At 59.8% G+C, this 20,745-nt stretch carries 21 protein-coding genes; 13 read left to right on the top strand and 8 right to left on the bottom strand.

Going from position 1 to position 20,745, the window contains the following annotated elements; all coding sequences use genetic code 11:
• The first annotated feature begins 39 nt into the window (after nt 1–39).
• Complete coding sequence (gene clpS, locus I5L03_RS13240; RefSeq protein ID WP_197922557.1) at nt 40–429, top strand: ATP-dependent Clp protease adapter ClpS; 390 nt, start codon at nt 40–42, stop codon at nt 427–429.
• Between the two features lie 39 nt (nt 430–468).
• On the opposite strand, the gene I5L03_RS13235 is transcribed toward clpS, so the two are convergent.
• A complete protein-coding gene (locus tag I5L03_RS13235; protein ID WP_197922556.1) occupies nt 469–1,659 on the bottom strand; it encodes a hypothetical protein in 1,191 nt (396 codons plus the stop codon).
• Nucleotides 1,660–1,810: 151 nt separating this feature from the next.
• Here I5L03_RS13235 and I5L03_RS13230 point away from each other — a divergent pair, with 151 nt between their 5' ends.
• The 3 genes from I5L03_RS13230 to I5L03_RS13220 all read left to right on the top strand — a co-directional run bounded on the left by I5L03_RS13230 (nt 1,811) and on the right by I5L03_RS13220 (nt 4,528).
• Nucleotides 1,811–3,112: an LptF/LptG family permease gene (locus tag I5L03_RS13230; protein WP_197922555.1), complete on the top strand. Its 1,302-nt coding sequence runs from the start codon at nt 1,811–1,813 to the stop codon at nt 3,110–3,112.
• The gene (gene lptG / locus I5L03_RS13225) at nt 3,102–4,199 is read left to right on the top strand and encodes an LPS export ABC transporter permease LptG (RefSeq protein ID WP_197922554.1); all 1,098 of its coding nucleotides are present in this window, start codon (nt 3,102–3,104) and stop codon (nt 4,197–4,199) included. The genes I5L03_RS13230 and lptG overlap by 11 nt, the downstream gene beginning before the upstream one ends.
• 74 nt (nt 4,200–4,273) lie before the next feature.
• On the top strand, nt 4,274–4,528 hold the full coding sequence (locus tag I5L03_RS13220; protein ID WP_197922553.1) for a hypothetical protein: 255 nt from the start codon (nt 4,274–4,276) through the stop codon (nt 4,526–4,528).
• Between the two features lie 84 nt (nt 4,529–4,612).
• Here I5L03_RS13220 and I5L03_RS13215 read toward each other — a convergent pair whose 3' ends face one another.
• Nucleotides 4,613–5,698 carry a fatty acid desaturase family protein gene (locus tag I5L03_RS13215; protein ID WP_197922552.1) on the bottom strand — a complete coding sequence of 362 codons (1,086 nt, stop codon included), beginning with the start codon at nt 5,696–5,698 and terminating at the stop codon, nt 4,613–4,615.
• Nucleotides 5,699–5,849: 151 nt separating this feature from the next.
• On the opposite strand from I5L03_RS13215, the gene I5L03_RS13210 reads away from it, so the two are divergent.
• From I5L03_RS13210 to I5L03_RS13200, 3 genes are all read left to right on the top strand, one after another.
• Complete coding sequence (locus I5L03_RS13210) at nt 5,850–7,004, top strand: N-acetyltransferase (protein ID WP_197922550.1); 1,155 nt, start codon at nt 5,850–5,852, stop codon at nt 7,002–7,004.
• Between the two features lie 81 nt (nt 7,005–7,085).
• Nucleotides 7,086–7,514, top strand: a complete 429-nt coding sequence (locus I5L03_RS13205; RefSeq protein ID WP_325100214.1) for a response regulator — start codon at nt 7,086–7,088, stop codon at nt 7,512–7,514.
• Nucleotides 7,515–7,856: 342 nt separating this feature from the next.
• Nucleotides 7,857–8,651, top strand: a complete 795-nt coding sequence (locus I5L03_RS13200) for a response regulator (RefSeq protein WP_197922549.1) — start codon at nt 7,857–7,859, stop codon at nt 8,649–8,651.
• Here I5L03_RS13200 and I5L03_RS13195 read toward each other — a convergent pair whose 3' ends face one another.
• On the bottom strand, nt 8,652–10,064 hold the full coding sequence (locus tag I5L03_RS13195) for an MATE family efflux transporter (protein WP_197922548.1): 1,413 nt from the start codon (nt 10,062–10,064) through the stop codon (nt 8,652–8,654).
• Nucleotides 10,065–10,254: 190 nt separating this feature from the next.
• Between I5L03_RS13195 and I5L03_RS13190 the strand changes: the two genes are divergently transcribed.
• Nucleotides 10,255–10,833: a (2Fe-2S)-binding protein gene (locus I5L03_RS13190; RefSeq protein ID WP_197922547.1), complete on the top strand. Its 579-nt coding sequence runs from the start codon at nt 10,255–10,257 to the stop codon at nt 10,831–10,833.
• 18 nt (nt 10,834–10,851) lie between these two features.
• On the opposite strand, the gene I5L03_RS13185 is transcribed toward I5L03_RS13190, so the two are convergent.
• Nucleotides 10,852–12,930, bottom strand: coding sequence for a TonB-dependent receptor (locus I5L03_RS13185; protein WP_234035256.1), 2,079 nt, complete (start codon nt 12,928–12,930; stop codon nt 10,852–10,854).
• Nucleotides 12,931–13,242: 312 nt separating this feature from the next.
• Between I5L03_RS13185 and arsC the strand changes: the two genes are divergently transcribed.
• Both arsC and I5L03_RS13175 read left to right on the top strand, forming a co-directional pair.
• Nucleotides 13,243–13,584, top strand: a complete 342-nt coding sequence (gene arsC, locus I5L03_RS13180) for an arsenate reductase (glutaredoxin) (protein WP_197922546.1) — start codon at nt 13,243–13,245, stop codon at nt 13,582–13,584.
• A gap of 90 nt (nt 13,585–13,674) precedes the next feature.
• Complete coding sequence (locus I5L03_RS13175; RefSeq protein WP_197922545.1) at nt 13,675–14,331, top strand: class I SAM-dependent methyltransferase; 657 nt, start codon at nt 13,675–13,677, stop codon at nt 14,329–14,331.
• Between the two features lie 6 nt (nt 14,332–14,337).
• Here the strand turns inward: I5L03_RS13175 and I5L03_RS13170 are convergent, their stop codons facing one another.
• Nucleotides 14,338–15,171: a glycerophosphoryl diester phosphodiesterase membrane domain-containing protein gene (locus I5L03_RS13170; RefSeq protein ID WP_197922544.1), complete on the bottom strand. Its 834-nt coding sequence runs from the start codon at nt 15,169–15,171 to the stop codon at nt 14,338–14,340.
• Nucleotides 15,172–15,243: 72 nt separating this feature from the next.
• Here I5L03_RS13170 and lipB point away from each other — a divergent pair, with 72 nt between their 5' ends.
• Together lipB and I5L03_RS13160 are read left to right on the top strand one after the other, a co-directional pair.
• The gene (gene lipB / locus I5L03_RS13165; protein WP_197922543.1) at nt 15,244–15,927 is read left to right on the top strand and encodes a lipoyl(octanoyl) transferase LipB; all 684 of its coding nucleotides are present in this window, start codon (nt 15,244–15,246) and stop codon (nt 15,925–15,927) included.
• A complete protein-coding gene (locus I5L03_RS13160; RefSeq protein WP_197922541.1) occupies nt 15,924–16,229 on the top strand; it encodes a hypothetical protein in 306 nt (101 codons plus the stop codon). The genes lipB and I5L03_RS13160 overlap by 4 nt, the downstream gene beginning before the upstream one ends.
• A 3-nt stretch (nt 16,230–16,232) precedes the next feature.
• Here the strand turns inward: I5L03_RS13160 and I5L03_RS13155 are convergent, their stop codons facing one another.
• Nucleotides 16,233–17,123 (bottom strand): HpcH/HpaI aldolase/citrate lyase family protein, encoded by an 891-nt coding sequence (locus I5L03_RS13155; protein WP_234035255.1) that lies wholly within the window; start codon nt 17,121–17,123, stop codon nt 16,233–16,235.
• A gap of 67 nt (nt 17,124–17,190) precedes the next feature.
• Here I5L03_RS13155 and I5L03_RS13150 point away from each other — a divergent pair, with 67 nt between their 5' ends.
• The gene (locus tag I5L03_RS13150; RefSeq protein WP_197922539.1) at nt 17,191–18,078 is read left to right on the top strand and encodes a DMT family transporter; all 888 of its coding nucleotides are present in this window, start codon (nt 17,191–17,193) and stop codon (nt 18,076–18,078) included.
• On the opposite strand, the gene I5L03_RS13145 is transcribed toward I5L03_RS13150, so the two are convergent.
• Both I5L03_RS13145 and I5L03_RS13140 read right to left on the bottom strand, forming a co-directional pair.
• Nucleotides 18,053–19,387 (bottom strand): DUF2254 domain-containing protein, encoded by a 1,335-nt coding sequence (locus I5L03_RS13145; protein ID WP_197922537.1) that lies wholly within the window; start codon nt 19,385–19,387, stop codon nt 18,053–18,055. The genes I5L03_RS13150 and I5L03_RS13145 overlap by 26 nt on opposite strands.
• Nucleotides 19,384–20,718 (bottom strand): DUF2254 family protein, encoded by a 1,335-nt coding sequence (locus I5L03_RS13140; RefSeq protein WP_197922535.1) that lies wholly within the window; start codon nt 20,716–20,718, stop codon nt 19,384–19,386. Before I5L03_RS13140 ends, I5L03_RS13145 begins: the two co-directional genes overlap by 4 nt.
• Between the last annotated feature and the right edge of the window lie 27 nt (nt 20,719–20,745).

Genomic DNA, 20,745 nt, shown 5'->3' with positions numbered 1-20,745 from the left:
TTGAAGCTTGGCCACGCGATGCGATATTTGGCGATCCCTATGCAAAGCCTGCTCTCCGTCTCTCACACCCAATCATGGGCCGTAACCGCCGCCGGCGAGGATGGCGGGAACGATGCCGATGATGCCGACGGCGAAGGGCAGGTCGGCCTCGCCACCAAGACGCGCGCCAAGCCGAAGAAGCCCAGCCAGTACAAAGTGCTGATGCTGAATGACGATTACACGCCGATGGAATTCGTCGTGCTCGTGCTGAAGCGGTTTTTCCGCATGGATTTGGAAGAAGCCACCCGCGTGATGCTGCAAGTGCACCAGCGCGGTGTGGGCGTGTGCGGGATTTTCCCCTACGAAGTGGCCGAGACCAAGGTCAACCAGGTGATGGATTTCGCCCGCGAAAACCAGCATCCGCTGCAATGCACGCTGGAAAAGGCCTGACCGCCCGACTGAACGCCCACATAAACTTCCATCGGGCGCCTAGTTGAATTGGCGGATGCACCGGTCTCGCGCTTCCAGCCCGGCCCTGCCGCGTCGCTCCTCGCGCCTCATGCAAGCGATGACAATGTCCCAGGCCTCCTGGCGGGACAAATCGTTTGCCTCGGCATAATTGGTCACCCAGTCTGAGAAGGGAAGGCTGAACAGTCTGAGGCTGGTCGGATCGGCGACGTTCCAGATTTCGCCATCGCCGCATGCTTCGCGCAGGGTGACCACATCGGCGCTGTCTTCTCTTACCTCCGCCGGTCCGCCCCAAGCGCCCGGCTCGCCAATCCTGTACCGTTCGATGGCGTCCTCACCCGTTCTGGAGATGGTCAAATAGCCCTGCTCATCGACACCCAGCTGGTTGTCATAGCCGAACAGGGCGAGGGCGGTTTCGCCATTGCGCACCCGGACGCGGAAACACCCATCTTCAAGAGTGATCGTCCCTGTCGAAATCGCTGTCAGCCGAATCGATGGTGCGATATTCTCCCGCGGGAAAAATCGCACCCACTGCTCCGCTTCAGGAATGCTGAAGGCGGCGGGCCGTGCGGAGGCAAACGTCATTGTGAGATCAGGGCCGAGTTCCCAACCCTCTTGGGCCGCGAGTGCGCGAAATTCGGCTTCCTCGATGCCAATTCCCAATTCGACGTCACCGCCCACACTGCTCGTGCCGATCAGCTGGATAACCGGATATTCGCGCGAGCGTTCGATCCAGATATCGGCCAGCGCCTGCGCATTTTCCGGTGTCACCCCGCCATCGCGCGGCACGAACAGCGGATTGCTGGTATAGCGCGCCAGCGTCTCTTCAGCATTGCGAGTGAACCAGACTTCCATGCGCACGCCCGGATCGCGGACCATGACGAAATCGACAAAAGTTTCCGCCTCGTTGGCGCGCAGCAACGGCTGCAGCCTCTGCAATTCCGCTTGCAACTCGGGCGGTCCATTGATGGCAGCTGCCGCCTCTTCGAGGCTCAACCCGTTATCCCGGGCAAATTGCTCCACCGGGCTGAGAGTGTTCTGATAAGCGTCTTCGGGCGCAATTTCAGGGAAGGGCGAAGGCGGCGCATCGAGAATAGTCGCATATCCCGAAGGCTCGATCGTAGTGCCTGCGGGCGCTCCATCGGGCGTAAAGTCAGACGCTGTTGTCGAGCAGGCGGCCATCAGGGGGACAAGCAAAATTGCGATGCGCATAGGGTTAAACCTTCAAAACCAGTGCCTTGATGAAATGCGCCCGTTGCGAATTGGCTCCCGGAAACCCGTGTGTCTTGGAAACACATGACCGAAGGGGTTTTTCCGGCTAAGGCCTTGGCGAACTGCAAACAAACCCAACATACGGCCAATCTTGTCCCGCTTCCTAACCGCCACTGATCGATACATCTTCCGGCTCACTGTTGTGCCGATGATCGGTATTTTCATTCTCGCGGCCAGTCTGTTGCTGCTGGAAAAAATGCTGCGCCTGTTCGAATTCGTCAGCACCGAAGGTGGGCCGATAGGCATCGTGTTCGAGATGCTGCTTAACGTTATTCCGGAGTATGCGGGCCTTGCGATCCCGCTCGGGCTGATGCTCGGTGTGCTGTTCGCTTTCCGCAAGCTTGCGCTTTCGAGCGAGCTTGATGTGATGCGCGCGGTGGGCCTGTCTTACACCCGCCTGCTGCGCGTGCCCTACATGCTGACGCTGGGGCTGATGGCGATCAATTTCGCGATTGTCGGCTTTATCCAGCCGCAGGCGCGTTTTGCGTATGAGGAAATGGAATTCGAACTGCGCTCCGGCGCACTGGGCGCGTCGATCAGGGTGGGAGAGTTCAATACGATCGACAGCCGCATGGCGCTGCGGATCGAAGGCAGCCGCGACAATGGGCGCGAGCTTGAAGGGATTTTTGCCCGTCTCGCCGATGATGAAGGCCAGACGCTTTCGATCACTGCGCGAGAGGGCCGTTTCCTCGCCAATCGGGAAGATCGCAACACCATCATTCTGCGACTGGTGGATGGCACGATCATCCATGAAGTGACCGAAGGATCTCCCCGCGTCCTGAGTTTCAGCCAGCACGATCTGCCCATTGATCTTCCCGCCCTGCAGGAATTTCGGGACCGCGGCGCGGATGAGCGCGAATATGTCATTCCCGAATTGCTCGAAATCGGCTGGAGCCCAGAGAGCAGCTCTATCGAGCGCGCAGCCAGCCAGGCCGCTTTCAATTACCGGATGGTGGAAGTGGTGATGATGTTCATGCTGCCGCTGCTCGCTGTCGCGCTCGCCATCCCGCCCAAAAGATCGACCAGCGCGCTCGGCATCTTTCTCTCCATCGTGATCGTCGTGTCCTATCACAAGATCAATCAATATGGTTCGGAAGTCGCAGCCATCGGCCAGCTTGATCCCTTCCTTGCGCTGTGGGGACCTTTCGCCGTGCTCGCCGCATTGATCGCGTGGATGTATTACCAGGTCGCTTTCGTGCCCGGCGGTCAAGCCATCGGCTTCCTTGAAGCCTTCTACGCCAAGATCGGCCGTTTCATCAGCCGCATCCTTGGGCGCAATCGCATGAAAGGCGTAGTGCCCGAAGGCGAATTTGGCACGGAGGACAACCAGGTCGCGCAGCAGGAAGCATTGGAAAATGTCGATTTGACGAAGGGGGCAGGCCATGCTGCTTGATTTCTTTCCCTCCCGCCGGCTGACGATTTATCTGGCCAAGATGTTCGCCCTGCGCATCGTCGCGGTGCTGGCGATGCTGGTGCTTGTTCTGATGATGCTCGATTTGCTCGGCAAAACGGGCGACATCCTCGCGATTGACGGCAATGGCGAAGCGGAGCTGTGGACATACGCATCGCTGCGCACGCCGCAGCTGATCGCGCGCTTCCTGCCATATTCGGTGCTGCTGGCGACAATCATCACGCTTGCCAGCCTTAATCAGAATTCGGAAGTGATCGCGATGAAAGCGGCGGGGCTCTCCGCGCACCAGATCCTCGCCCCTCTGCTGCTGATGGGTATGATCGTTGCGGTGATCTCTTTTGCATTTAACGAGCGGGTGGTGACACGCGCCTCGGCAACGCTGAAGGCGTGGGAAGCGGTGGAATATGCTGCAGTTCCCGACGATCCCGAAGCGCGCAGCAATGTTTATTTCAACGATGGCAATGACGTGCTGATGGCGGCGACCGCCGGCGGACGGGCGGACGCAACCGTGCTGACCGACGTTACTTTTTACGAGCGTGACGATACGGGGATGATCACGCGCCAGGTCAGCGCAGATCGCGCGACTTTTGCCGCCCCCGGTTGGCGATTGGAAAATGCCAGCGCTTTCAACGTTGCGACCGCCGACACAGAGGAGCTTGGCGAAACCGTCGTCGCGCCGGGTGTCGAGATCGGACAAGTCGAATTGCGCCGCGTCGATCCGGATGCAGAGACGCTGGCGGAGCTTTCGCGCAGCATCGATGCGCTGGAAAGCGCAGGCCGCCGGACAAGCGAGCTGGAGGCCAAGTGGTGGCACAAACTATCCGGGCCACTCTCTGCTGTGCTGATGCCTCTGTTGGGCGCTGTGGCGGGTTTCGGCCTCGCGCGATCAGGCAATCTCTTCCTGCGCGCAGTAATCGGTATGGCGCTGGGCTTTGCCTATTTTGTGGTCGACAATGCTGCGCTCGCGATGGGAAGTTTCGGCGGATATCCGCCCTTGCTCGCAGCCTGGGGGCCATTTTTTCTGTTCCTGCTGGTGGGCGAAACCGTCCTTGTCCGCACAGAAGAGTAGGCGTAGCCAGCCGCGCTTCGCGGAACGTGTGAGAAGCAGGAGTGTTTGTGTCCTGAACCCTGAGGAGGAATCCCATGAAGACATCGTTGTTCGCCATACCCGCAATTGCCATGTTCGCACTTACGGCCTGTGAAGCAGAGCCCAGCGAAGCGGACGATCAGGTCGAAGTCATGACCGAAGGCTCGACCGTCATCGATGGCGAAGTCGACGAGCCGCAGGAAGTCATTCCGCAAACGGTCGAAGCGCCCATGGCCCAGGAAGGCATGGAATCGGACTCGGTCCTCGCTGAAGACAATCCCGGTGAGAGCGGAGACGACAGCGAAATGTAATCGCGCCGTGGCCGCAAGGCTGGATCGAAAAAGGGCCGCTCCGATCCGGGGCGGCCCTTTTTTTGTTGTGCTCTTGGTACAGGCTTACGCGCGCCGTCCCATGGTGCTTCGCGCGATCCGGCCGACCAGCGGCCACATGCCCGGGTGGCTCGCCTGATCGAATGTCGATCCCGCGCCGAGATGGGTGCTGATACGCTTATGCGCCTCATGCAGCGAGTGGTATGGCAGCGACGGCATAAGGTGGTGGAGCGCGTGATAGCGCAGGCCCACCGGTGCCCAGATGCCGGCGAGAAAGCGCGGCACATTGACGCTGTCGAGATATTGCGCGGTCACTGTCATCGCCTCGCCATCGTTCTCCCACAAATGCGCGACAAGCGTGCGCAGCTGATTGAACACGGCCACAGCGGCGGTGATGCCCGCAGCGATCAGCAGTGGCCGCCAGCCGAGCCAGAACGGCGTGGTCATCAGGACAATCGCCCAGATGCTTGCACCTACCTGCTGGAAAAGGAACCAGTTGCGCTCCTTTTCCTCAGCCGGGCGGCGACGGAATTCAGGATTGATCGCAAGCGTCGAAAACCGCTCCCACGCCACTTTGCGCAAGGGAGGGATGATAAGGCCGAGCGGGGCAAGAATGCCCCAGCGGATCAGCAGACCGATCGGGGCCAGAGCCGCCACCAGCACGAAGATCGGCAGACTCCACGGCTTCATCAGCGCGAGCGGCATGTATTCGGGGTCTTCCACCGTGCCATATTGGGTGCGCTTGTGATGGATGCGGTGCGGGCTGTCATACATCAGGCTGGGCGTCAGCATGGGAATGCCGACGACCAGGTTCCACGCCGTGCGAAAGCCGGGAAGGGCATCGCGGTGCAGATGGCTGATCTCGTGAATGAACAGCAGCGCACGGTAGAGCGCGAAAACAGCGACAATCGCGCTGACCCACGCCATCCACGGCGTTTCGAACAGGATCGCTCCCGCCAGTGCGCCATAACCGACTGCCGCGCTGATCAGCATATCGGGCCAGTAAATTTCGGGGCGCGCCTTGTTGATATCGCGCGTCAGCTCGGCCGCAGCGCGCAGCATCGCCTTGTCATCGGGAATTTGCGAATGCACGCGGCGCCCTCCGGCATCAGGCCCGGATTTCGCGTTATCGGGAATAGTCGTCGCATCCATTGCGATAAAACTCTCGAATTGTCCTGTTGCAGCGCACCATGCGCCGGTTTTTCCGCCTTAGCCTATTTGGCAGGCGCTTGACATACCGCCTCAAGCATAAGCAGTGCTGCTGGCTCATGAACAAAACTGGTGAGCAGGCAGGGCGGGCTTTGTGGCAGGCGAAATAGTGATTACCCCGGTTTCGGGCAAGAGTGACCTTAATGCATTTATCGATTGCGCTTATCGACTGAATGCCAATGACCCCAATTGGGTGCCGCCGCTGCGCGCCGACATGGTGGAGCTGCTCACGCCGGGAAAGAACCCGTTTCACGAACATGCAAAGGTGCAATTGTTCATTGCCCGGCGCGGCGGAGAAGTCGTCGGGCGGATTTCTGCGCATATCGATGAACTCGCGCTCGCCCAGCCGCCCGAGCAGGGCATGGGGCCGGGAACGGGCAATTGGGGCCTGATGGAAGCCGATAGCGAAGAAGTCATGGCCGCCCTGATCGCCCGCGCGGAGGAATGGCTGCGCGAACATGGCATGACCCGCGTTCTCGCGCCGATCAGCCTGTCCATATGGGAAGAGCCGGGCCTGCTGGTGAAAGGCCACGATCACCCACCAATGCTGCTGATGGGGCATCACAATGCCGCCTATCAGGGCTGGGTCGAAGCGCAGGGCTATGAAACGGCGAAGCGGCTCTACACGTATGAGTTGGACGTGCGGGAAGGCTTTCCGGAGCTCATCAATCGCATCGTCAAATCGGGTGAGCGAAGCAGCAGGATCACGGTCCGGCGAGTCGACAAATCGCGCTTCGCCGAGGAGGCCGCGATTGCCATCGACATCCTCAATGACGCGTGGTCCAAAAATTGGGGTTTCGTGCCCTTTACCGAGACCGAGAAAGCTTATGGCGCCAAGAAGCTGAAGCCGCTGATCCTTGAAGGTGCAAACATGATTGCCGAAGTCGATGGAGAGCCTGCCGCTTTCATGCTGGCCTGGCCCGACATCAATCAGAAGCTCAAACACTTCGATGGCAAGCTATTCCCGTTCAATTGGGCCAAGTTGCTCTGGTGGCTCCGCAATCCCAAAGAAGCCGGGTTCCGCGTGCCGCTGATGGGCGTTGCGTCCAAATACCAGAATACGCGGCTGGCCAGCCAGCTGGCTTTCATGATGATTGAATATATCCGCCGCTATGCGGTGGAAGGCCATGGCGCCAGGCGAGGAGAAGTGGGCTGGATTCTTGAGGATAACAAGGGGATGGTGGCAATCGCCGATGCCATCGAGTCCGAAATCAATCGCGAATATCGCATATATTCGAAATCGCTGTAATCATTGCGTTTCGCCGGGAACATTCCGGCGCATATACACGTTCGGTCCGGTGATGCAGCGATATCGCTGTGGGGATAGTGCGTGGCAACCAAATCAGCAGAGACGAAGCGTGCGGCGAAGCCTTTTGCCCATGTGCTCATTGTAGAGGATGACACTATCCTCGCAATGTCGCTGGAGGACGCCTTCCGTAATAGCGGCACGCGCGATGTTACAATCTGCCCCACCATGAAAGCGACCATGCAGGCGCTGCATGACGGCCCGCGGCCCGATGCCATCATCCTCGATGTCCATCTTGCCGACCGTGATGATGGCTGGGCGATTGCAGAGCTTGTCAGCCTGCTTGGGGCAAAGCCGCCGAAAATAGCCTTCTCCACCGGATCGCCCGAAGACATTCCGAGCGAAATCGCGGCGATGGGCCCGGTTTTTGAAAAGCCTTACGATCCCGACGTTCTGGTAGAAAAGCTTACCGCCTCGCGCCGCCTCGGTCCCCTCGCCGAACTACGCCGGTGAGCGCCGTATTTCCTTCGTAGTCGGCGACACGATTTCTCGCCTAAATCACTCATATTCAAAAAAAGGCCTCCGCTCTTTTGAGCGAAGGCCTTTCGGGATCGTATCACTGCCGTTTTGGACGGGAGGGGGGTCTCGGCGGTGATGTAAGGATAATGGCCAGCCCAGACTTCGGTTCCCGCTGCTCCAACTTTTTTTCAACTTTTTGCGCAGCTTCGCTTTTTGAGGTCTGCAAACCCCTTTGATCGGGAATGAAAATTTGGCTGGAACCGTGTTGGGGAAGAGGCGTTGGACATGAATGCATGTCTGACTGCCGCTCCGGCGGTCTGCTGGAGAGGGTACTATATGACTATTGGGGCCGAAGTCGCCGCACATCTTCCATTTCTTCGTCGATACGCTCGCGCACTCACAGGTTCGCAATCGACTGGAGACACTTTCGTAAAGGCCACACTTGAGGCCGCCATCGCCGATGAGGCGCTGGCGGATTCGCTGCGTGAAGGCCGTGTTGCTCTGTACAAGGCGTTCACCAAGCTGTGGTCGAGCGCCTATATGGAAGTCGCCGAGCCGAACAGCGATGTTCAGGGGCACGAGGCTGCCGCCCAGTCGCAATTGAAGCGCATCACGCCGGTCAACCGCCAGGCACTGCTGCTCACCACGGTGGAGAATTTCTCTTCCGCCGAAGCCGGCGAGATCATGGAGGTCAGCGAGGACGACGTTGATTCCCTCGTGCGCGAAGCGATTGCTGAAATCGAGCGCGAAACCACCACGAATGTGCTGATCATCGAGGACGAGCCGCTCATTTCGATGCAGCTTGAGGACCTCGTCCGCTCGCTCGGCCACGATATCTGCGGAACGGCTGCCACGCGCACCCAGGCGCAGGAAATCGTGGCGAAAGAACGTCCGGGCCTTGTGCTTGCCGATATCCAGCTCGCCGATGGTTCGTCCGGTATCGACGCGGTGGAGGACATTCTCGAAATCGCGCCGGTCCCGGTGATTTTTATCACCGCCTATCCAGAGCGGCTGCTCACGGGTGACCGGCCGGAGCCGACTTACCTCATCACCAAGCCATTCGAAGAAAACACGGTGCGCGCGGCTATCAGCCAGGCGCTGTTTTTCGGATCGAACAAGCCGCTCGGCTAATCAGGATTTCTGTTTGCTTTCTTTCGCCTTCGCCCGGTGCCACATCACCCACCAGGCGAGGGCGGCAGCTATAATCCCGCCTGACAGGTTCGCCACCAATTCCGCGATATAGATCGCTTCAGTGCCGAGCGCTGCGCGGGCGAACCATGCAAACGGTATCATCACCAGCAGCACGCGAGTGAGCGACAGGGCAAGCGCGCGGCTGGCCTTGTCGATGGCGTTCAGGGCCCCGTTGACCACGATCAGCACCCCGTAGCCCGCATAGCCCCAGACCGAAATCGCCAGATACTGGGCCGTCGCGTCGAGCACTTGCGGCTCCTCGCTGAAAAGGCCTGCAAACCACTCCCGCGCAAGGAACAGGATCAGTCCCGCCGAAAGGCCATAGCCCAGGCAAAAAATTCCTGCCTGCCATAAGGCCTTGCGCGCGCGGTCATATTGCTTTGCGCCCCAGTTTTGGCCGATAATCGCGCCGATCGATCCGGACAGGGCCAGCAGCGGCACGACGGCAAAGCTCTGCAAACGCCCCCCTGCGCCGAAACCGGCAACAGCCGCCTGTCCCTCCACCGCCAGGAAGGACGTCAGAATGGCTAGGCCTGCCGGATTGATCGAATTGGTGAAAGCGGCGGGCCCTGCAACCCGGGAGATCGCGGACAATTGCTCTTTCCAATTGCAGTGGCGCGTGCTCGCCGGATTGAAGGGCAAATCATGGCGGCCAAGCAGCCAGAATGCGGCGATGATTCCGGTGATCCACCCGCCAATCGTGGCATAGGCGGCGCCCGCAATGCCAAAGCCCTCCAACCCGAAAGCGCCGGTAATCAGTAACGGATCGAGAACCCAGTTGGTGACCGAATAGACGACCAGCACTGCCGTATTGCTTTTCGCCGCGCCCTGTCCGCGCAGCACGCCGTTCATCCCCATCATGGATAGCATGAGCGGGAAACCGAGGGCGAAGGGCGCCATATATTCGTCGATCAGCGGCAGTGTTTCGGCATCGGCTTGCATCAGCGAGAAGAGCGGCTGGCGAAGCGCGAAAAGCGCAAGGCCGAGCACGAGGCCGGCGATGACACCCACGATAATGCCGACATTCGCGCGCGCCTGCGCACGCTCGTGATCGCCTTCGCCCAAGGCCCGGCTGACAACCGAATTGATGCCCACCATCATGCCGACGCCAAGGCTGGAAAGCGCGGTGGTGACAGGGAAGATGAAGCTGATCGCGGCCAATTGCGCGCCACCCAGTTGCCCCACGAAATAGGCATCGATCACGCCGACGGACATAATCGCCGCAACGCCCACAATCGCTGGCGTGGTTTGCGCCACCAGATGTCCGGGGATCGAGCCGCTTGCGAGCTTGGCCTTGCTGCCCTTGCTGTCCGGTTCTGAATTGTGGGTGGGCGTGCTTTCGGCTTCGGCCATGGTCGTGAGAGAGACTTCCTGCTGGCGGCCGGATTGACCGTTTTGTGGCACTAGTCACCATGGCCCTGCCAATCAACTGCGCTTAATCGTGCAGAGCGGCCCTGATGCACTCGACATTGACCGCATGCCGCGCAAAAGAGTTTCTGGACAGGCCCGCACCGGGCCGTTTGTGGAAGAGGCGACGCCAGCAATGCCTGCAATGACCGTCAACGATGCGCCGGTCATGTTCGATATGGATCCGGAGACACCGCTGCTCTGGGCCCTGCGCGATGCGGCCAATCTCACCGGCACCAAATATGGCTGCGGCGTGGGCGATTGCGGCGCCTGCATGGTGCTGATCGATGGGGAGGCGCTGCGCAGTTGCCTCGTCACGATTGCCGAGGCCGAAGGCCGCACCATCACCACGATCGAAGGGCTGAGCCGCGATCGCTCGCACCCGGTGCAGCAGGCACTGGTGGCAGAACAAGCGATTCAATGCGGCTTCTGCACGCCGGGCATCGTCATGGCTGCCGCATCGCTGTTGCGCCGCAATCCCGATCCGAGCGAGGCGGATATTCGCGAGGCGATCCCGAACCTGTGCCGCTGCGGCGTCTATCCGCGCCTGATCGCCGCCGTGCAGCGCGCAGGCCGTGTCACAAGGCGGCGCGAAACGATTAGCGCCGCGCCTGCCCCGGGGATTGACCCGGCAGACGCGGCGCGTGCGGTTCCGGCCATGGGGCCCGCTTCAGGGGGTGAAGCGGATGGCGGAACGACAGAGCCCGAAGATTAACCTTCGGGCTCCGGGGGATTAAAACCTTGCCGTGATCGCAAAGCGTGCATTCAGCGGAGCGCCAACGCTCGCCTGATGCGTACTGTGCGAATTGGGGAAGTATGTCGTATCGGTCAGGTTCTCGACATTCACCTGCGCGCGCAGATTGTCGGAGATTTCATAAAAGATCGATGCATCGATCCGGGTGTAGGCAGGTAGAGTAGCGCGCGTCGTGACGCTCGCGCCGCCGCCTGCATCATAAGTGATCGGACCATTAGTGATGAAGCTTTCACCCTGATGGGTAAGGCCAAGTCCGATGCCGAGCCGGTCGGTCACTTCCACTTGGTTCCAGATCGAGAAGGTGTTTTCCGGCAGCTCGCGCGGGCGCAGGCCTTCATTGCCGAAAGCATCCACCTGTGCGCCGTCGAGATAGCTGTATCCGGCCGAGATGAACCAACCTTCGGTCACTTCGCCGCGCAATTGCAATTCCGCACCCTGGATGGTGGAATCGATCACGTCGAGCGTTTCTGGATCATTGTCATTGGGCTGCGGCGAGCTCTGTTCGATTTCGAAAATCGCTGCCGTCAGGCTGAGGCCGCTTGCGAAATCCCATTTCAGTCCGGCTTCCAGATTGGTGAAAGTGTCGGGATCGAGCGCGTCAGCATTTCCATTGATATTGGCGAATTGCTCTCCCGAGCGGGGCAGGAAGGTTTGCGAATAGCTGGCATAGATGGAGACATTCTCAATCGGCTTGACAATGATGCCGCCACGCGGAGAAAATTCTTCATCCAGGCGCGTGCGGATTTCGCCAGCCACTACATTGTTCACCGTGATGTCGAAGCTGTCGAAACGGCCGCCGACAACCACATTCAGCCAATCTGTGACTTCGATTTCATCCTGGATGTAGAGCGAGAATACATCGATATCGACGCGGGTGTCGTCATTGATATCGACGGTGAAATCATTGGTAGTGGTGACGCCTGCCGGATCGGTCGCGAAGCCGATGCCCACACCGCCGCGCAGCGCGAGCGGGCGTGTGATTTCGAAAATTTCGTTATCGTCCTGCGTCGTGTCCCAGAATGCATTGAAGCGATCCTGATCGGAAGATGTGTTAATATACTCGCCGCCGAACATCAGCGTGTGGCTGATCGCGCCGGTTTCGAACGTACTGATGAGATTGCCCGACAGGATCAGGTTCTGCCGCTGCGTCGTGTCGACATAGCCATCAAGCGTCACGAAATCGGGGGTGAGCAGCTGGTTGTAGCCCGACGCGTAGAAATTCGAATACAGCTTGTCGTAATCGCCGTAAAATGCGCTGAACACACCTTTCAGATTGTCGGAGAAACGGTGCTGCAAATTGGCGCGCAGGAGGTGCGCTTCCAGCTCGTTGAAGTTCAACTCCGGATCGCCGAAAACGATGTCCTCGAAAGCTCCGACCGGGCGGCCATCGCTGCCTGTGGGAATGCCGCGATCGATGAAGCGATCGTGATTGGCATATTCGTAAGACAGGTCGAGCAGGGTCGCATCGCTCAGCTGGACGCGCGCAGTCGGGTTGAAGCCGATCCGCTCACCATCGTAAAAATCGCGGTGATTGTTGAGGTTTTCGTAAGCCGCATTGATCCGCAGCGCGGCATTGTCCGCCGCATTGATGTTGATATCCACCTGCCCGCTGAATTCGCCGAAGGTGTCGACAGCGATCTGCCCGCCGACGAAGCTTTGGCCGATCACGCCTTTCTTGGTGACGCGGTTCAGGATGCCGCCGGTGCCGCCACGGCCGAACAGAAGCGCATTGGGGCCGCGCAGGATTTCGACCTGCTCCAAATTATACAGGCCGCGATAATATTGCACGTCGTCGCGCATGCCATCGATGTAGAAATCAGCCGTCGAGCGCACGCCGCGGAAGACGATTGAGTCGCGGTGGCCTTCGCCCTGTGAATTCACAACGCCGGGCGTGTAGTCGACGATCTGGCTGATTGCCGTGAAGCCGCGCGCTTCGATCTCGTCGCTGGTCACGATGGAAAGGCTCTGCGGTACGTCGAGGATCGGCGTGGGTGTGCGCAGCGCAGTCACCTGATCGCTGTAAAGCACTTCGCCTTCGACGATGATCGGATCGCCCATATTCTCTTCGGTGAGCGTATCATCGGCGGCAGTCCCGGCCTCATCGCTCGTGTCAGAGAAGGGAATTGCCTCTGCATCCGATTGGGCAAAGGCAGGGCTGGCGAAAGCAGCGCTGGCGAGCAGGGCGGCGGTGATACGAATGAAACTTCTCCTCCGGGCGCGAGTCGAGACTCGCTATTGCGAACAATTTGCAAGAGCGCCTCTATTGAGAATGATTATCAGTGACAACATCTAATCTGCGCTTGGCGTAAATTTTTTTGGGCGCTAGGCGCGAATGCAACAGTTTTGCTGACCGCGAATGGAGATGAGCACATGAAGGCAACGATCTGGCACAATCCCAAATGCGGCACTTCGCGCAACACGCTGGCGATCCTTAAGGAGCGCGGCGCTGATTTAGAAGTGGTCGAATATCTCAAAAACCCGCCCACGCGCGACAAGCTTGCGCAGCTTTATGCCGATGCCGGGCTGGAGCCCTCCGCAGCGCTGCGCATTCGTGGAACCGACGCGAAAGAGCGCGGCCTGACAGAGGCGGATGCGGACACTGTGCTCGATGCCATGGTCGCAGAGCCGATCCTGATCGAGCGGCCTTTGGTAGAGACCGAAAAAGGCGTGCGCCTGTGCCGCCCGAAAGAAATGGTCGAGGAAATTCTCTGAAGCCCGCGGCGACACGCGCTGGCGCAGAGCGCTTGCATTACAGAGGCATGGGTGCAAGGCAGCATAGACGTTTCGGGGAATAATCTGACTATGAAGAGCAATGATCTGGCCCGGCAGGGCAAGACCAGCATCCGGGCGCGGGTAAAGCGTGCGCTTGGCCCGGCTGGTGTTTTCTTCAAGGGTTTCCTCGAAGAACCGCGCATGGTCGGCTCCGTCATTCCTTCTTCCAAAGTGACCATCGACGCCATGCTCGATCCGCTGGATTGGGGCAATTGCAAGCTGTTCGTGGAATATGGCCCTGGGGTTGGCACCTTCTGCCCGCATATCCTCGATCGCCTGCCGCGCGGCGGTGAATTGCTGGTGATCGACACCAACCCGCTCTTCATCGACTATCTGCGCAAGACATTTGGCGACAGTCGCTTCCACGCCGTGCTGGGATCAGCCGAAGACGTGGAAGCCATCGTCAAATCCATCGGACATGACCACGCCGATTACGTGCTGTCAGGCCTCCCTTTCTCGACACTGCCGGACGGCGTTGGGGAAAATATTGCGGCGGCGACTTATCGTGTGCTGCGCGAAGGCGGCGCTTTCCTGACTTACCAGTTCAAGGGTGTGGCGCGCGATCTGACAGCGCGGCATTTCCCGCGCGTCGAAACCGGCTTCGTGTGGCGCAATATCCCGCCCTGCATCCTTGCCTGGGGCTATAAAGACGCGCCTGCAAAAAACGACGACAAGCCGTCTGCCTAGAAAGCCTTAAGCGAAAGTATCGGTCACCGTAGCTGGTGTTCCGCCTGTCAGCTGGCGATGGACTGCCGCCATCACCGCCAAAAGCACGACCACGCCAATCATATTAATGAGAGCACCGCCAATCGCGCTGGCAAACACTCCAACCTCGTCACCGGCAATCGCGAAGATCGTGAAGAACATGCTGGCGATGGCGCTGATCACGATCAGCACGAGAAACAGGAGGACGAAGAATGCGAATAGGCGCAGCGAATTGCCTTTCGTAATCCGCCAAGACCGGGTTATCGCAGTCAGGGGGTTCAACTGCCGCTCGATAGCGATGACAGGGGAAGTCAGGGAAAGCTTCACCAGCACGTAAACCATCAGCGCAAGGCCGACCACGCCCATCAAGGCCGCACCAAGTGTACCGATCATCGCGCCGAAAACTACCGGGATCACGAAGGCCGCGGTCAGCACCACGACGCTGATGAGCGACACGGCGATATAGGTCAGCAGGCCTTTCGCCCCGAAGCCCAGCGCTTCGCCGACGGTTGGGCGGCTGCTATCCGTGAATAGCGCGAGCAGGCCCAGCGTACCGATGGCCTGCATAATGATGAGCGGAATGAATATCCACCAGATGCTGGCATACATATCCAGCATCACGTCGCTCAGCACTTGCAAGTCCTGCGGGTCGCCCGATGCGGCCATCGCCTGCAACTCCGCCGATTGGGGCATCATCACGGTGGCAATCGCATTGGGCAGGAAGAAGAACACGCCCGCCACAATGGCAACGACATCCTTGTTTGCAGTCAGGATGGCCACGGCCTCATTCCAGGCTTGGCCCATATCCAGCTTGATCGGCATGCGATGTCCTTAAAATTGCGATTGCAGGCTTGATAAGCTGCACAAGGGTCGCCACGCAACAGCCACACGATCATGACTCACGCTATTCTTACGAAAAGTCACGCCGATATCGAATGGCGTCGCTCTGCCGGGCAGGTACCTTATCGCGTGGCGCTGGACGAGCAGGAATTGCGCAATGCCGCGATTGCCAAAGGCGAAGCGGCGCAGCTGATCTGGATGCTGGAGCATCCGCCTGTCTACACCGCCGGCACCAGCGCGGATACGGCAGAACTGGTCGATCCGCGATTCGATGTGGTCCAGACCGGACGGGGCGGGCGCTACACCTATCACGGGCCGGGCCAGCGGGTGACCTACGTGCTGCTCGACCTGACCCGTCGCAGCCGCGATGTGCGCAATTTCGTCCACTCCATGGAAGATTGGGTGATCGGCGCGCTCAGCGATTTCGGCGTGGAGGCATGGTCCGTCTGCGACCGGGTGGGCATCTGGACGCGCGGCAAGGATGGGCAGGAAGCCAAGATCGGTGCGATTGGTGTGCGCGTGCGCCGCTGGGTCACCATGCATGGCTTTGCCGTCAATCTCGACCCCGACCTCACCCATTTTTCCGGGATAGTCCCCTGCGGCATTGCCGATTTCGGCGTGACCAGCCTTGCCGATCTGGGAATTTCGGTTACCGCAGAGCAGTGGGACGAGGCACTGCTCGCACGGGCGGACAGCTTCCTCGCCGCGCTTGAGAGTTCGGAGACACAATCGGCATGAAACACGCCTGGACTGCTTTCCCCGCGCTGATGCTGCTTGCCGCGTGCAATGGCGATGAAGTGCCAGCCGACGACGATCCCCGCGAAGCCAGCGGCGAAGTGCTCGAAGGCACGATCAGTGACGATATGATCCCGCTCGACCAATTGCGCTCCCAGCCCCCGCTCGCAGAACCCGACCCGGAAGAGGGCGGAAGCGCTACCGGCGCAGGCAATGCCAGCGCAAGCGATGAAGGCGACGCAGACGAGGCAGGCGAGCCCGCAGCGGCAGAGCCCGAGTCCGCAGCGGAGCCGACCGAAGAATAAGAGCTAGCGGACGCTGGCGAGAAGCTTTCGCGCCTGATCGAGATGCGGCTGGTCGATCATCCGGCCATCAAGCTGCAGCGCGCCCACGCCGGGATTTTCGGCGAACAGATCCACAATCGCGCGCGCCTCTGCCAGTTCTTCATCGCTTGGCGAGAAGGCTTCATTGATGATCGGTACCTGCGCGGGATGGATCGCCATCATGCCGGAAAACCCGTCCTGATAGCTTTCGCGCGCAACCTTGCGTAAACCCTCTTCGTCGCGAAAATCGGCATGCAGCGTGTCAATCGCGGCGACGCCTGCCGCGTGGGAAGCGAGCAGAACCTGCGCGCGTACCATTCGAAAGAGGTCGGTCCATACGCCGCGATCATCGCGCTTGCGGCTCGCGCCGATGGCAGCGGAAAGATCCTCCGCACCCCAAGTCAGGCCTGCTAGGCGCGGCACTTCAGTATCGGCGCGGCCATAATCGGCAATGCAATTGGCCGATTGCGGCGTTTCGCTGACCAGTGGGAGCAGGCGGGTGCTGCCCGGTGCAATGCCGTTGCGCGGCTCCATTTCGTAAAGAACCGTGATCAGGCGGCGCAGTTGTTCAGGGTCGGCGGTTTTCGGAACCATGATGCCATCGGGCTTTCCCGCCAGCACGCTTTCGATATCATATTGCCACTGCGTCGTATCGAGAGGATTGATGCGCACCCAGAGCTGGGTGCCTTCGGTCGCATCCGTATTGGCGCGCTGTTCTTCCAGCCAGCTGCGTGTTGTCTCGCGCGCCATCTCCTTGGCTTCCGGCGCGACGGCATCTTCAAGATCGAGGATGATGACATCCGCCCCGATGGACGAGGCCTTGGCTAGTTTGCGCTCGCTATCGCCCGGAACGAACATCCAGCTTCTGATCGGCAATGCATTTCTCCGCTACGTTTCCGCGCTTTCCTATAGCCAAGACAGCGCGCGGCGCTAGACCGGGCTTGTGGAGCAAGCACCCGGCCATTTTCGAGAGCGGCTGCTGCCGTTCGCCGCGCTGATCGGCGGCAATGTCGCTTTGGCGCTGGGGCCATGGCTGGTGCGGCTGGCCGATAGCGGCGCGGTGTCAGCAGGTTTCTGGCGTGTCGCGCTGGCGTTGCCGTTCCTGGCGCTGATGGCGCATGTGAACGGCCAGCCTCTGACTAAGATAAGCCGCAAGATGGTGCTTGCGGTGTTGTTGGGCGGGGTATTTTTCGGCTTCGATATTGCGAGCTGGCATATCGGCATAGGTGAAACGCGGCTCGCCAATGCGGTGCTGTTCGGCAATTCGGGAAGCATCATCCTGATGCTATGGGCCTTCGTGGTATTGCGCCGCCTGCCGAACGGCCGCGAATGGCCAGCCATCATCGCGGCACTCGCGGGCGCGGCGATACTGCTCGGACGCTCGCTGGAGATATCGCAGGCCAATCTGGTGGGGGACCTCTTCTGCCTGCTCGCCGGCCTGCTATATGCCGGCTATTTGCTGATCCTGCACGATGCGCGCAAAGAGCTCGGTAGCTGGAGCTTGCTCACCCTCTCCGGCTTTGCCAGCGCGCCGGTCCTGCTGGGCACAGCATTGGTGCTGGGCGAGCCCGTGTGGCCCACCGATTGGACGCCGCTCATCGTGCTGGCCTTCTCCAGCCAACTCGTGGGGCAGGGGTTGCTGGTCTACGCGCTGCGGCATTTCCCGCCTCTGGTCATCGGCATTGCGCTGCTGACACAACCAGCCGTTGCGGCGGTGGTCGGGTGGTTCGTCTTCGATGAGATACTGGTGCCACTCGATTTTCTCGGCATTGCGCTGGTCGGCAGCGGACTCGCGCTCGCGAAAGCTACGACACCGCGCGTACGGGCTTAGCTGAGGGCAGCTTTGCCGCGAATTCACGATAGCGCGCTTCCACCTCTTCCAGATCAGGCCCAGTGAGCGCGTGCTGCGCCTGTTTCAGCAACAATTCACCTTCCAACCGAAGGATTTCGCGCCGCCCCTCATGCTTTGTGGGCACAGCCGCATTCTCGAGCACTTCGAGCATCACCTGCGCCGCTGAAGGACTGGTGGCGACGCCGCTGCGGATCGAGCCGAAGCCCCGATCGGCATAGTGTTTGAAATCGTCAGGGCACGGGATGACCGGGCATTCCTTGTCGCCAGCCCCGCACACATCCTTGTGCAGATCGCGCCGCCCGATTTCGGCGGTGGCCGCGCCCAGCCAGTGCAGGGCGGTAATCGCCGTGAAGGGATCGTTGATGCCCGGGGAAAGGGCGCGCAGGCCAATTTCTACCAGCTCATCGATCAGAAATTGCGGGTCCTGCTCTGGAGTCCGCGTGGGTCCGAGCGAGAAACATGCGCGCACCCGCTCTGCAACATCATCCGGCTGGACGCCCTTCACTTCCATAAGGGTAAGATCGCGATGAACGAAATCGCCGGTACGTACCGATAGAGAGAAAACCGCATCGCAATCCTTCGCAATGGCTTGCAGATCCTCAAAGTCGATCATCTGGATATAGCCAGTCTCGGTTGACGTGATCGGTTCGCCGCCTTCAGGCTCACGCGCATCGCCCGTTTCATTCTCGACGGGGTAGGTCTCCCTGATGGCTTCCAGCAATCGCTTGCCAATGCCTTCGAGCACCTTGTTGATGCGGATCGAGGAGGGGATGTGATTGAGGAAGAAGACCAGCACGCCAACGCAGATCGCCAGCAGGATGTAGGCGCCCAACAGTGAAAGCTGGGGCGTGAAGCCCGGCATCGCCGTGGCCGCATCGAGAGCAGGTGTCTCATCCTCGGCACGCACAGCGCGAAGGACAATGAGTGCGTAGACGAAGCTGGCGATGAAGGTGGCGAGGCTGATCTGATTGCCGCGATCTTCCATGAAGTTGGTCAGCAAGCGCGGTCCGTAATTGCCGCTGGCATAGGCAACCGCAGCTATGGTGATCGAAAACACCGTCGCCGCCGTGCCGATCATGCTGCCTGCCATCACGGTGAGCATGTCGGCCGCGCCATTGGGCCGCGCAGGTGCGATCCAGTCGACATCGTTGAGCCACTGCGCTGCGCCGCTGCGATCAATATAGACCATCAGGAAGGCAAGGCAGGCTGCCGCGATGGAGAAGAGGGCAGGGTAAAACCAGTAATTCGCGTTCAATCGCGCCCAGATGAATTTGAGTTCAGCGGTCATGATGCGGTCTCCGCTTCCTTCTGCGAATTGGGTGCCGGGTCGCTGAAACCGTCTGCAAAGGCAGCTTCGATGTCATCCCGGTCTCCATCGAACCCGGTAACCGAGATCGCATGATCGCGCAATTCGCGCGCAAGGCGGCGAAGAAATTCGGCGAATTCGTGTGACTGGTCATCTTCCAGCACGATTTGCCGGATACGCGCATAATTATTGATCATGCGGATTGAAACGGATGGATATTGGCAGGCGGCCTGCCGTAATGCGTTCAAGGGGTCTTCGAAAAGCCCACGAAAATCCTGGCCCGGCAACTCGAAAGAAGGGTTCTCGCAATAGACCGCGATTTCGCCGTGATTGACCCAATTGTGTCTCTGCTCAAGGATCGCTGCGCCAAGGCGATCAGCCGAAGTCAGCGCGGTGTAGAAATCGTTCACGGCTGGCGACAATGCGCGCGCGGCAATTTCCACGAGCAGCCGAATACGAAATACGGCACCTTGCCCGTCGCTTCTAAAACCGCCCACGGGCACCACTGAAAGAAATTGGTCGTCGCTGACATCATCGCCCGGATCGCGCTCCAGCAAGAGGAGCGTCTCGCCTTTAAGGACGTGTTGGCCTGGCGCTGCACATATGCGCGCCCGGCCTCCTGTGTCGCCCAAGCGCTTCCTCAGAAGTTCAAGATCGTTTCCTTCGACATAGCCTTCACGCGGAGAGCAAACCTTTCGGGCCCATTCGACCTCCTCTTCAGGTGCGGATTGCACGGCGAAGGGACCTTCGGCTGCATCCTGGCCGAGCTGGTCAATTGAGCGATCGACGAATATCGTGCGGCCCAGATCATGCAGGGCCACCGTCAGCATTGCGACATTGACGGCTTGCAGGAAAACGACCGCGCAAATCAGGGCGAGCGGCAATTTCTCTTTTGGGGCCTCCGCATCCATCGCCATCAGGGCGACAAGCGAGAATATCAGGGTGAAGGACAGTCCGGCGAGCGATATGCGAACGAGCCTTTTTTCCAGCCAGCGATCCACCAGTCGCACGCCCAGATTGCTGCTCGCCACAGTAAGAACCAGCAGAGTGAGTGAGAAATAAAGGGTGATGAAGGCTGCGTTTATCCCGACCGACACCGCGACAAGATCTTTGGCCGTATCGCCATTGGCAACGGGATCGATCCCGTTTTCAAGCATCCACTGCGTAAGCCCTTCGCGGTCCAGCCAAAGGATTGCGAGAACAATCGGCAGCGCGGCGAAAACCCCTGCAAGCGGGAGCGACCAATAGCTCGCGACTATCCGGTGCAGCAACCAATCGAGCCGACCGAGAAAAGGGCCTTTGGAGGCATTCATACGCTATTTTTGAGGGATTTAGAGCCG

The organism is Aurantiacibacter sediminis (genome assembly GCF_016019885.1).
Lineage (GTDB): Bacteria > Pseudomonadota > Alphaproteobacteria > Sphingomonadales > Sphingomonadaceae > Alteraurantiacibacter > Alteraurantiacibacter sediminis.
The sequence above is the reverse complement of the archived record's forward strand: the minus strand, read 5'-3'. Positions and strand labels throughout refer to the sequence as shown.